Origin of the sequence: Lactobacillus nasalidis, assembly GCF_016587775.1 — a bacterium.
In the GTDB taxonomy this organism is placed as follows: domain Bacteria; phylum Bacillota; class Bacilli; order Lactobacillales; family Lactobacillaceae; genus Lactobacillus; species Lactobacillus nasalidis.
The window spans coordinates 1-13160 of the sequence record NZ_BOCG01000669.1; the positions used below are offsets into that span (position 1 = coordinate 1).

Here is a 13160-nt window from a genome sequence, read left to right on the forward strand (position 1 = left end):
CTTCCAGCTCAGTCAAGGCTGAAGGCGCGGAGTTGACCCGGGCCAGACTCACCTTGAGCTGGTGAAAGCCTGCCAGGCCCAGATTGTGACAGAATCTGGTAACTGAAGCGCCGCTGACACCGGCAGCCGATGCCAGCTGGGAGATGGTGTAGTTGACCACTTCCTCAGGCTGCTTCAAGACTATGCCGGCAACCTTCTGGTCGCTGGGCGACATGACGGGCTTGCGGCTGATGATTTGTTCGATGATGTTTTCTTCCATGGTCCTCGCTGCCTTTCTGCCTTCTTCTCTGACATATTATAGCAAGTTTTGTAAAAGAATTTCACGCCTATCAAAAATATGTAAAAGATTTTATTGACTTTGCCAGCTGAAACGCTTAGTATGATCTTGTAAATAAATTTCATATTGCAAACAAACTAGAAAATAATTTACAAGAAGGAGCAAAAAATGACTTTAGTTTCGGACTTTGCACTCACGAAAATCCAGCCGGGGGCGAAGGTGTCGCTTGGCGGCGGCAGCAATGTGGCTGACTTGACCCGGGCACTGGCTTCGCGGACTGACCTTGACCTCTACTCCCCTTCGGCCGCTACCAGAGACTTAGGGACGGAGCTGGGCCTGGCAATCAAGCCGGCCGAAGAGGCAGACCCGGTCGACTTGGCCTTTGACGGCGCCGACAGCGTGGACTATTCATTAAGAGCGCTCAAGAGCAAGGGCGGGATCCATCTTTTTGAAAAGGTAGCGGCTCAAGAAGCTGCAGAATACATCTTGCTTTTGCCAGCAGGCCGCCTCCGTCCAGAGCTTGACCCAGAGATTCAGCTCTGCCTGGAAGTTGCCGAACCGGCAATCAAGCAGGTCCGGACTTTTGCCGGCGACCTTGGCTTAAAGGCAGACTTGCGCAAGGAAAAGAGCCTGCTGGGCAACAGTCTGTTGGATCTTTACGCGGCCAACTGGGACAATATTTTGGAACTGAACCGGCAGCTGGTCGCTTTCAACGGGGTCCTTTCCTCATCCCTGTTTGACAAAGAAGTAACTTCCGTCATCACTGTTCAAGACGGTAAAGCAGTTGAAATTCATAAAGGAGACTTGTAAAAATGAGCAGCTATAACTGGGGAATCATCGGAACCGGCTGGATTGCCGGAGAAATGGCAGATGCATTAAAGCGGGTAAACGGCGAAGTATACGCCGCAGCCAACCCGCACAAAGAAGCTTTGGAAAAGTTTGGCAAGGAAAAAGGGGTTAGAAAGCTGTACACGGATCCAGATGAAATGATCCAGGACCCGGACGTTGACGTCATCTATATCGCTACGCCGCACAACTTCCACTACCAATACGCCAAAAAGGCGCTTTTGGCCGGAAAGAACGTTTTCTGCGAAAAGGCAATCACGATCAATGAAAAGCAGCTGAGTGACCTGGTCAGCCTGGCCAAGGAAAAGGGCTTGATCTTGACTGAAGGCTTTACTCTCTACCACATGCCGATTTACCGCAAGGTCAAGGAATTGATCGCTTCCGGGAAATTGGGCAGAATCCAGCTGGTCCAGGTCAACTTCGGCAGCTTGAAGGACTATGATCCAACCAACCGCTTCTTCTCCAAGGACCTGGCCGGCGGCGGCTTGCTGGATATTGGCGGCTACGCAACAGCTTTTGCCCGGGGCTTTTTGGATGAAATGCCAAACAATATTTTGACGACGGTGAAGTTTTTTGAAACGGGCGTGGATGAACAATCAGGCATTATTTTGAAAAACGACCGCCAGTAGCTGGCCGTGATGGCTCTGTCCATGCGGGCCAAGCAGCCAAAGCGCGGCGTCGTTTCAGGCACCAAGGGCTATGTTGAGATCAGCAACTACCCGCGGGCTATGCAGGCTGAAGTGACCTATACTGCTTCGGCTCATGAGGAACGCAAGGAAACGATCACTGCTGGTGAAAGCGACAAGGCGCTTGACTACGAAGTAGCTGACATGCAGCGCTACCTGGATCAAGGACATGACGATGGCGAGCTGCAAACTTCCCAAGACGTGATGCACATCTTGACGGCAGTTCGGGATCAATGGGGGATGCGGTTCCCGGATGACCAGGACTAGTTTAGAATAAGTCCTCTCCCCTCTCAACAAATTAGGTACAAGAAAAGAGTGAGTTCAGAAGAACTCACTCTTTTTACATGCCATTGCTTATTCAACGATGCCGAAACCGCCGGTCCAGCCGATTTGTTCGCTGGCTGCCAGGGTCATTTGCAGAAAACCAGTAGCTTCCAGTTCTCTTGCCCGCTTCAAGGCACCGGCATCCAGGCCCCGCAAAGGACTGCCAGCTAAAGCTTCCTTGATGCTTTCCTTAGCTGCTTGGTCATCGCTGGCCAGGAGAACCGTAGTTGGCAGGTCGCCAATTTTTCCGCTTTGCAAAGTTGCGGCAAAAGTCGTGTTAAAGCCCTTGACTACCTTGGAGTTAGGCAGCCAGGACTGGAGCAATTGTGCGGCGGATGAGTCAGCTGGCACGACCAGCTCATCCCAGGTGTCGAAGTTCAGAGGATTGCTGATGTCGATGACGGTCTTGCCCTTCAGCTCATCCTTGTATTGGTCAGCGATGCTTTCCAAAGCGCCAAATGGGACAGCCATGACGATCAGGTCACCAAGAGTTTCTGCCTTGTCACCATTGCCAAAATATTCAACTTCGTTGCCGGCCAGTTCGAAGTTCTTGCCGATTGCTTGCCCCATGTTGCCTTTGCCAAAGATTGTTACTTTCATTGGAGTTACCTCGTTGCTTTCTTTTTGTTAGTTGTTAATCATAATAATACATGCTTACCAAAAGTAAGTCAAGTCTTTTCTTACAAAAAGTTAGGAAGAATAAAAATCCAGTCCGATGTGGACTGGATTAGGTTTATTCGTGATCTTTGTGCTTTCTTATCATGTCCAGAAGAGCCTGCATGGCTTTGACTCTTTGTACTTGCTCGCCATGGATTTCTGGCTTGGACTTCCACTCATCAGTTGTCCAACCCTTAAGGACATAAACGTGCCGGTTCTTGTCATAGCTGTGGATCAGTTCTAAAATATTATCTTCAACCTCTTTGTTAAGTGGCTTGCCGCTATTAGCCAGCAGCTGGCGGAACTCCTCTTTAGGAATTGGGTCAGCATCTTCAAGTCCGCCCTTGCTCGTCCAGAGGAAGTGGTCAACGATCTTTCTGGCCAAATCTTTGCTTTCCAGGCTGACGATCTTGGCATCCCTGCTTCCTAATTGCGTAAAGTAGGCCAGCATGTCCAGCTCTTCTTTCTCCTGCTGGTGGCCGGAATAAGCCAGCATGTCTTCTGGCTCCCAGTACTCACTTGCGTATTCGCTGAAGTAGACATTATAGACGCCTTCCAGTGCTTTTAAGCCATCTGGACCCAGCAGGTCTTCATTCACAAGTATCCGTTCAAATTCGAAGTCGATCCCGTTTTTAAAAAGCTCATGTTGTTCGAAAACATAGTAGGGTACTTTTTCCCGGCGAACCAGTTCAGCAAATGCGATGAATTCATCGTCGCTGATGTCAGGGTAATGATTTTTGCCCTTAATATCTCCGTAGATTTGGGCAAGGTCAGCAAGTTCGATTACGCCGTAGAGGTTGACGGCCGCTTGGAAGAATTTGTGCAAGAAGTCCAGCTTATCGGTGTCAAAACCAGCATCCGCATACCGCTTCTTCATGGTCTTATCGAGCAGACGCTTAGGGTAGCTGGCTTTTTGGCGCATTGTGGCGTGTGGGTGAGTATCACTGGCTAGGTCTAAAAGCGCCTGGCCAAGTTGCTGACCGGAATCAGATGAGTCATCGTCTTCATCAAATTCAAAAAGGTCGTCATCATCTTTATAGAAAGAATCGTCAAAATATTCATTCTCTGTGATTTCTTCCTTAGGGATCCCCATCATCTTTCCATAAGTGTAGCCGCCAAGGCCCCAGCAAGGGAGGTCGTAAAGTGCCCGCTTCATCAGCGTGCAGATTTCTTGGAAAGTGTGCTTGCCATAGTCAAGCCGGTAGAATAAGGAGAGATTTTCAAATTCTGCTGAAGTTGCCTCCAAATTACCTGGGCTGGTTTGGTAGGCATAGGTCACTAACTTGGTGATTTCGTTTAGGCCAGTGTCGTTTGGATAGATCTGACTTTCCACCTGATCAAGCGGTTTGCCAAAGGCCTTCAGCTCTGCCAGAATTTTTTGAAAAGCCCGGTCGTCGGCTGTTTCTTTGTGCTCAGCAAAGTCGCAGAGGTCGTTAGGAGTCAAGTAGAACTTGCTGCTGAATTCGCAGAGTTCCATATAGAGGTACCAGATTTCATGAATACTGTCTTCTTTCCAGGCAACATTTTCATGAACCAATAGTGGGCTGGTTAAGGGGATGCCAGAATCATTGCAGTACTTGTTTATGATTTCTGGACTGAATATAGCGTAATGCTCAAGCAATTTACTGCCTGTGACTTCGCCGAAAGTGAGGAATTGGTCAAATGTGATTTCCGGGTAGTCATGGTTCTGCCTTTTGATGCCTTTGTACAAGCCGTACAGGTCCTCAAGAGAGATGATCCCGTATGCATTAACCGCGCCAGTATAGAACTGGAGAAGGAAGTCTATCGACTCCTCTGACAGGCCGATTTTCTTGAGTTTAGTGATTACTGTTTTTTGCATGGTCAAGCTTCAACTTTTTGTAAAATACGTTATTGCGTCTAAAGCTATTTTACCCGATCTGGGGAGGAAATGTGGGACGCCGGGATTTGTGGGATAAAAATAATCCAGTCCGAAAGTGGACTGGATTATTGGGATTATTTGACGTTAACGATGAAGTTGTCGGTGTCATATTCGCTTCCGTCTGGGAAGTATACGGTCAAGTAATCCTCATATTTTCCTGGACCTAATGTACGTGTAGTATCCAAAGAACCATTAAAAGATACTACAGTACCCTTAGGTAATGCAGAAGCATTCGTTAAAAAGAAACTTGGATCAACTAATACATTTTCCATTAAATCATCATCCGAGTATTCCAAAGCTGAAGATGAAGAAACCGTAAAGCTAGAAGCTTTTGGCGCAACCTTAATCGTGTCTGCTTGTGACGGAAGTACCGTAATCTTAAATTTATTGGTATCTTCGTATGTATTATCAGGATAAGTCACTCTTACGTGGACTGTATAGGTCCCCGGCTTTTTAACGGAAAATGAATCTTCAGAATCAGTCTTCAAGTCAAAATCTGTTTTTTCAAGTGATGACTCAAACTGTGGCAAGGCTGGATCATTAGGGAAGTAATTGGCCGGATTAGTAATAAAGTCATTCCGGACTGAATAATCAGCCCCATACTCAAGAGTCACATCATGTACGGTCGGCTGATACTTATCAACATCAGTAGTAGGTACAACAAAGGTTACCGAACCAACAACTTCTTTTGAACCATCACTGTATGTAGCTTGAATTCTTGTAGTATAGGTACCACCTTTTTTAGTATTAACAGCATCTAAATATTTATATTCAACACCGTATGGCAAAGAAGACGTGTTGGTAATAAAGTTTTGGGGGACGTAGTCACCATAAGGAAGGGTAACATCCGCACCCCAATCTACTTTAACCGTACCACTCTTAACTTTTGGCTGGTACTTATCTGCCATGGTCTGGCGCTTAATGACCTTCGTAGCAGGTGCTTTAGTGGTTGTTTTCTTTACTACTTTCGTCACCGGCTTTTTAGCAGTGGTCTTTTTAGCTGACTTCTTGCTAGTGGTCTTCTTCACTACCTTTTTTGTTGTTTTCTTGGTGGACTTCTTTACCGTTTTCTTAGTTGTTGTCTTCTTGGCAGCCTTTTTCTTTGTACTCTTTTTGGCCGTTTTTGCCTTCTTAGTACTCTTCTTGCTAGTCTTAGCCTTCTTAGTAGACTTTGTTGCCTTCTTGTTACTCTTCTTTGCAGCAAATACAGTTGAATTTGCCGCCTCTAAAGGAACGGCAGCACCTAACAGTGCCAAAGCAACGGAAGCTTTACTGATCGCTTTCAGTTTTTTACCCATAGTTTTGTCCTCTCACTTAATATTAGATCATTACACAATATTATTTTTAATCCAAATGAAAGATTTGTCAAATTGCTATTTAATAAAACTGTTTCAAAGCAAGCAAACTCCTATAAAGCCAGTGAAAGCCTGACACTAAGACAATTATTGCCTTGTATTTCTTCTGTTCATCTAGCGAAATCAATGGTAAAAAACTTATATGATACGTGTTCATCTTTTCACGCTCAGAAGCTCAACTGCTAAATTCCGACACAATGCAAATTGGCACAATTGAAGTCATCGGTGAAGGGACAAAACTACCAGACAGCCGGGACACGGATGGTCGACATATTGATCTGAGTAACCTCGTAAATGCTCGAGATGACGGAAGAAATAATTTTTAGCAAAGTACAAGGTCAAGATTGACATTACTTTCACAACAGGGTTGAAACATGATAAAAATCCATCCGATGAAATGTCGGATGGATTTTGCAGCAAAGTAATGAGTGTCTGATTGAAATTATTTTTCGTAGTGGATATAGAACTTGTCGTCGAAGTGCCACTCGAAAGTATTCAAATTGTACTTCTTGAGTTTACTGTCAGTAGCAAAGGATTTGGTTACATTTCTTGTAATTTTTGGATACTTGGCAGCCCATTTTGCTTCGTACTGACGATAAGAGGTTTTACCCTTGATGTAAGCCGTATAAGATTCTTTAGTGAACAATACGCCAGTTCGTCCAAATTCTGCAGCTCGTTGAGCGTAAGTCTGATTATGCTTTTCGTATGTAGATTTCGATACTTCAAAATCCTGACTCCATACGCGCAGGTTTTCAAGTGGGTGCGCTTCGAACCATTCGCACGTCGCTTCACCACTACTGCTGTCATTGTTTTCGATCTCAGCAAGGTTGGCATCATACTTGGCCTTTGTTTGAGCAGGAGTGCCACTGCCACAGTAGTCAATGAATTGAACACCCTTGAAGTAATCTACCTGAACATCCTTGGCTGGTACCCATGCATCCCTTGCATATTCACCATGTTCATTCAGACGTGAAATATTGTACATCAACCGACCGTTGATTGGCCCCTGCCCCCAAACATCGACTTTACTGCCCTTTTTAATATAGGTTTTAACAATCTGACGCTTGCTATTTCGCGTGTAGCAGTTGATGGTCTTGCCTTTGCTGTTATAGACCGTTACGTTTGCCGTAGTCTTCTTGGCAGTCGTGGTCTTCTTTAAAGTCACCTTGGAGTACTTGGCCGGAATCCATTGCTTGCTTGAACCGATCCGGTACATCAACTGGCCGTTGATGGTTGCTTGTTCGTAGACAGTGGACTTGCTTCCATTTTTCTTGTAGGTCTTGGTAGCGTTGCCCTTATCGTCATAGAGACGCACCTGCTTGCCATTCTTAGAAACAACGGTCAAAGTACCAGAGATCTTCTTTCTATTTTTAGCCGCTGACTTCTTTGAAGTGGTTTTCTTAGCTGTCTTATTCGCAGCAAATACAGTTGAATTTGCTGCTTCTGCAGGAACAGCAACGCATAACAGAGCCAATGCAACAGAAACCTTACTGATGACTTTCAGTTTTTTATCCATAATTTTAGCCTCTCACATAATATTAGATCATTACACGACTTTATTTTTTATCCAAAAGTCGTATTTGTCAAATTACTTTTTTAATAAGGCTTACCCAAATAAAGCAGATATTGTTTACTACTGTTAAAACTTGCCGCTAGCCAATTATTTTTAACCTTAGGTCTGAATTTATTCTGTTAATTTGCGTTTAGATGGCTCAACTGTTAATTTTCCCCTCTCAACTGACGTCATCACCAAGTGGCTGATTGGCCTAATGTAATTTTGTCAACTCATACGTCATTCAACTGATTCAAATTTATCGGTCCCTCCTGAATCCCAGTTTCTAAATGACACCTTGAGTTCACTGGTTGACCAATGCAACACCTTGAGAGCCACGATTGAGACCCAAAACCACTCAACAGAAGGTACTGTCGGGATTGCCGGGCAACTTCAAACCGAGGACGTTACAGGAGCAAATCTTGACGAAACCATCAGCAATCTGCAAAATCTTTTGACTAAGATGCAAAGTGCAATTGCGAGCAACCAAAAGATTGTCGATGAAGACGCCAATACCGCCAACCAAGACAGAACTCTCATCGACAAGATCAAGGAAGCAAACCAGACCATTTCTGGGACTGCTTCAACCATCAAGAACTATGATGACGGGATTAAGGGCAATTTGGACGCAATCAAGCGAAAGAGCCAAGATTCTGAAGCTGCTGGCGGCGTAGTCGTTGACAATACCGAAACGCAAAAAATCAATACGGTCAAAACCGACCAAAACGTCACCGCAACAACTAAGGTATCTTCAATCGATGAAGCAAACAAGGAACTGTCGAGAATCTTGGCTGATCTGCAAAAGCAGAACACTGTTAACAACCAAGAAGCCGTCAAGGCCGCTACCTACAAGGCCAACGCCTTGGCCAACATTGACGACATCAACACTTGGCTGAAGGAAATGAAGCAGATTGCTGAAAACGCCAAGACGACAGCAGGCACTTTGAACAAGTCCGTTGACGCCCTTGCCGCCTACAAGGCTGATCGTCTCGCCAAGCTTCAAGCGGAAATTGACGAGTACAAGAAGATCGGCTACGTCAGTGAGGACACGCTGGCCAAGATGCAGGCAGTGGTAGACGGCGTGAATGACTCGAGCATCACCACTACTACTGTTACGGTTGGGCCGAGCGAAACAATCGACTTTGGCGACATCGGTCAAGCATCCAGCGCCAACAACGGCGCAAAAGACGGCAGCATTGACGCCACTAAAGAAACCGAAAAGAAGACCTTGACTGACGACACTAATTCGGCTTTGGCAACTGCCAAAGCGCAAGACGATGCTCTTGTGGCCAAGATCAACGAGGCATACTCAATTACCGACAAGGCAATTGCCGAAATGGAAAAAGCTGTCGCTGAAGCCAAGGAAATGGCCAAAAAAGACAGCGAATTCCAGAAAAAGCTGACTGCGTTCACAGATTCCTTGACGACTCTTGAAAGCCAGATTACGGCGGCCGACAAGGAATTGGAAGCTGACGACAAGAAAGAAGGCGAAGCAATTCTTAACAAAATTACTGCTCAAATCAAGATTGCCCGCCAGCAAGTCAGCGAAAGAAAGTTTGACGACAAATACTTGCCTGCAACAGCAAGCACGATCAATAGCGATGTCGCTGATTGGAATACCTTTGCCAAGTCTCACTCTACTGGCAGCATTCAAGATATGACATCGGGAAAAGCGAAGGAACTCGTTACAAAACTTGCCGGCAGTACTGATCAGTCTGGAGATATTATTGACTGGAATATGCGAGATATAAAGGTCGGATTGACGCCTCCCGGCAAAGCCAAAATTGCTGAAATGATCAAAGATCTCAAGGGCAAGGTATCAAACACGTCCAACCCTCGCTTCATTTACGTTGATTCTGGCGTTGACCAATACTCACTTATTGCCGCAATCAAGGCCAACAAGGACAAGGACGTTAAGAGCAACAGTTTCGGCTTCATTTGGAAGAACGGAAACTTGAAAAAGGCAACTTGGGAGAAAAACGATAATACCTGGCATACTGGCATCGGCGACGACTTTATTGATTACTTCAATAATCTTGACCCAGGTTCGGGGGGTAAAAGTCGTTGGCTGTACGACAATAGTATCGGTACGGTCAAAAGCCTAAACCCATGGTACTACGACTACTTACATCAATATAAGATTAACAAGAGTTACGTCACCGCAATGATAATGGGGACTGCTGCAACTCAAGCAATTACAATTCCGAATGCCTTTGTCTACTATGACACCGCAACAGACAAAACCGTGCGTCTTGACGTCAAGGTTACGATGACTTTGACTGACCAGAATGGCAATCCGCTTTCTAATTGGCTTCTACCAATGGATTCCGGCGGTGAAGTTGTGAAAATCTTTTCCGTATCTGCTGGTGAAGACAACAAACTGCACGTTGGTGCTGGCGTTATTTTCGGTCAATATACTAGTGCTGATTTCCATGGCTCTGGCGGTAGTGGGACAGGTGGTACGGGTGAAGGTTTGCTTCTTTCATCGTCTTCTGTCGGCAGAGGCGGTCAAGGGTCTTCTAGCCCAAAGAAACAACTTATCCCAACGTCCGTCTCTAAAGTGGGTGGCCCTTACTTCGGTTTACGGCTCAAAACTAAGATTGAGCTTGTCCAACCAGACGGCGTTTCTAATGCTGACTGGTCTGCTACATCAGATACGATTTACGGTAAAGCACACCATGCCTTTAACCAAATGCCTGTTGCCGTCAACGACATTGACGACAAGCAAACCATTATGACCAGTTCGGGCAACATGTATCTTGCAAAGTCTGACATGAGCACATCGACTACGACAATTAACGGCGATAAGTATTTAGTTGCGACACCGAAGAATAATTCAGCGCAAGTCAACCTGTCAACGAATGACGACAACAATATCAGTGATTTCAACTTGGTCATTGACGACCAGTTCACCAAAGTCTTCTATACCCAGCGTGAACCGAATTCGGATGCTTCATACATGTCACTTGACGTTGCCTTCGGCGGTGCGGGGGTTTCCATTCTGCCAAGCAGTACGGAATTACCTACTTTGTCCAAAGTATCAACTCCGCCAAAGTACACAATACCTTCAATCCCAACAACGACTGTTGTTGGCGGTCTCAACACCGTACAGGTCAATGACGTCACTGCCAAGGCACATACAGCCGGTACTTACAGCATTCAAAGCAACATTGAATATCTGACGGCTGGCGGCGGCAGCACCCAAGTACCAACCAACATTGCTGGCAAGCTCTCACTTGACTTGGTAAAGGCAACGCTTGAGAAGTTAAAGAAGACGTCAAGCAATACTTCGCTTGTTGTCAAGCGTGCTGAAGACAGCACGGTCAAAACTTCCTCTGGGAACTCTTTGACCGTTCGGTTCAAGAACAGCGATGTTAAGACTTCCTCCGGCAACTCCTTGACTGTCCGCATCAAGAACAGCACGGTCAAGACTTCATCTGGGAATTCTTTGACTGTCCGCATCAAGAACAGCGATGTTAAGACTTCTTCTGGCAACTCACTTGTCGTTCGCAGACAAAACGATGAAGCAGGGACTGTAACAGCTCCTGTCGGCACGATTGAAATCTCTAGCTACGGGCCGACATTGACTGTTCCAAAGACCGAATTGGTAATCTCCTCTCCGCCTGTACTGAACAAATCTACGGTTACTGTTTGGCCAATTAGCCAGAATGGCTTAAACGGTGCAGTGCCGGTCGTGCAAACAGACCTTGACGGGACACGGACAGTTGACATGTCAATCTATGCCGACCCTTCAATGCTTGAGATGGCAGAAGAAGCAATTTCGAAATGGAATGAAGCACTGGAGAAGTACAAGGTCAAGATCAGCGCTACCTACACGACAAGCGTGAGCGATCTCAAGAAGGGCGTAACTGTCGCCATTATGGAATCCGCATCAAGCAATGAAGCAATCAGCTCATACCAGCGGGCAGGACAAAGCGACATTACTTTGGAAAGCAACGCAGGTCTTTCGACAGCTGTCGTAAGGGACATTCTCAAAGGCAACGGCATTGGAGATGTCTACAACAAGTCCGGTACGATCACCGCAGGCGATACGCTGAAGAACTCTCTGTTCACAGTCCAAATCAACACCGATGGCATTCGGCAAGTTTCCACTGATGCAAAAACTGCAACTTTTAATACCTTGCTCCATGAACTTGGTCACGTATTTGGGCTTAGCCATGACGATGACGATTCATTAATGACGCCATCTATCGGAAACAAGGCCTTTACTGGCGAGATTTCAGATGCTGACGCTAAGCGTGCGGCACCTGAATTGGTAAATGACCCAACTCACCCAACTGATCTGTTCGTATAAGAATCATTTCCCCACTTTTGTGGGGCTAGAAAAAAACGGTAAAAAAAGCATCCGGCAGATTTGCCGGATGTATTTTTCTTTTTTGGAGTCTAATATTTCAATTCATGGGTAGTTAGAATTATTTTCTGATGTTCTTAGCAGTAAAGAATTTATCGTTGAAGTGCCATTCAAAAGTATTCAAGTTAAACTTCTTATAATAACTGTCAGTTTCCAAAACCACTTTCATAGATCTTGTAATGTTTGGATACTTAGCTGCCCATTTTGCTTCGTATTGACGATATGCTGCTTCACCTTTCATATAAGCAGTATAGGATTCTTTAGTCCAACCTAAACCATTTCTTGAACGATATGCAAGTCTTTGAGCATAAGTCTGATTGTGTTTTTCGTACGTAGATTTTGCAATTTTAACAGTTTGACTCTCTTCACGGAGCATTTCAAGTGGGTGAGCATCTTCCCAGAAAATTAACCCCTCGTCATACTTCGGATTGCTGTTTTCAGTTTCAGCAAGTTCAGCCTCATAATTGGCTTTGGCTTTAGTCGGAGTAGAACCATAGTGGTGGGTGTCGTAATCAGCATAATCGACATCTGTGAAGTAGTCCACTTTAACGTCCTTGGCTGGGACCCAGTACTTTTTGGTGTAATCACCATTCTTGGTCATGGTTGTAATATTGTACATCAATTGACCGTTGATAGGCCCTTGCCCGTGGACAACAACGGCACTGCCCTTTTTAATATGAGTTTCGACTGTTGGGCCAAATTCGGATTTGATTCTCTTATAAATCTTGACAGGCTTGCCCTTGCTGTTATAGACAGTTGTGTAAGCCGTAGTCTTCTTAGTAGTCGTGGTCTTCTTCAAAGTCACCTTGGAGTACTTGGCCGGAATCCATTGCTTGCTTGAGCCAATTCGGTACATCAACTGGCCGTTGATGGTTGCTTGTTCGTAAACAACGAACTTGCTCCCGTTCTTCTTGTAGGTCTTGGTAGCGTTGCCCTTATCGTCATAGAGGCGCACCTGCTTGCCATTCTTGGAAACAACGGTCAAAGTACCGGAAATCTTCTTTCTGTTCTTAGCCGCTGACTTCTTTGAAGTGGTTTTCTTTGCGGTCTTTTTGGTGGTCTTCTTGGAAGTAGACTTTTTGGCAGTTTTCTTAGTTGCCGCTATTACATTGTCAGCTTTTGGCAATGCGGTTGCGGCAGTTGCGCTGGCGCCACAAAGCGCCAGCGCAACTGAAACTTTGCTGATGGTAT

At 45.5% G+C, this 13160-nt stretch carries 7 protein-coding genes and 2 pseudogenes; 3 read left to right on the forward strand and 6 right to left on the reverse strand.

The annotated features are described in order from the left end of the window. Positions 1 to 259 (reverse strand): MurR/RpiR family transcriptional regulator (locus lacNas_RS12770; protein ID WP_201346926.1); only part of this gene is annotated, 259 nt, incomplete at its 3' end. A 186-nt stretch (positions 260 to 445) separates the two neighbouring features. Here lacNas_RS12770 and lacNas_RS12775 point away from each other — a divergent pair. After that, a complete protein-coding gene (locus tag lacNas_RS12775; protein WP_201330359.1) occupies positions 446 to 1087 on the forward strand; it encodes a ribose-5-phosphate isomerase A in 642 nt (213 codons plus the stop codon). Positions 1088 to 1089: 2 nt separating this feature from the next. Beyond that, a pseudogene (locus tag lacNas_RS12780) lies at positions 1090 to 2076 on the forward strand (Gfo/Idh/MocA family protein). Between the two features lie 87 nt (positions 2077 to 2163). Here lacNas_RS12780 and lacNas_RS12785 read toward each other — a convergent pair. The 4 genes from lacNas_RS12785 to lacNas_RS12800 form a co-directional block, all read right to left on the reverse strand. Further along, complete coding sequence (locus lacNas_RS12785; RefSeq protein ID WP_201330360.1) at positions 2164 to 2733, reverse strand: NADPH-dependent F420 reductase; 570 nt, start codon at positions 2731 to 2733, stop codon at positions 2164 to 2166. A 133-nt stretch (positions 2734 to 2866) separates the two neighbouring features. Then, a complete protein-coding gene (locus lacNas_RS12790) occupies positions 2867 to 4630 on the reverse strand; it encodes a hypothetical protein (protein ID WP_201330361.1) in 1764 nt (587 codons plus the stop codon). A gap of 134 nt (positions 4631 to 4764) precedes the next feature. Further along, entirely contained in the window at positions 4765 to 5988 is a 1224-nt protein-coding gene (locus tag lacNas_RS12795) for a Rib/alpha-like domain-containing protein (RefSeq protein WP_201330362.1), read from the reverse strand. A gap of 499 nt (positions 5989 to 6487) precedes the next feature. Continuing rightward, positions 6488 to 7561 carry an SLAP domain-containing protein gene (locus lacNas_RS12800; protein WP_201330363.1) on the reverse strand — a complete coding sequence of 358 codons (1074 nt, stop codon included), beginning with the start codon at positions 7559 to 7561 and terminating at the stop codon, positions 6488 to 6490. Between the two features lie 334 nt (positions 7562 to 7895). Between lacNas_RS12800 and lacNas_RS12805 the strand changes: the two genes are divergently transcribed. After that, a complete protein-coding gene (locus tag lacNas_RS12805; protein ID WP_201330364.1) occupies positions 7896 to 11912 on the forward strand; it encodes a matrixin family metalloprotease in 4017 nt (1338 codons plus the stop codon). A 118-nt stretch (positions 11913 to 12030) separates the two neighbouring features. On the opposite strand, the pseudogene lacNas_RS12810 reads toward lacNas_RS12805, so the two are convergent. Next, positions 12031 to 13160: pseudogene (locus lacNas_RS12810) on the reverse strand (hypothetical protein); the annotation flags it as partial.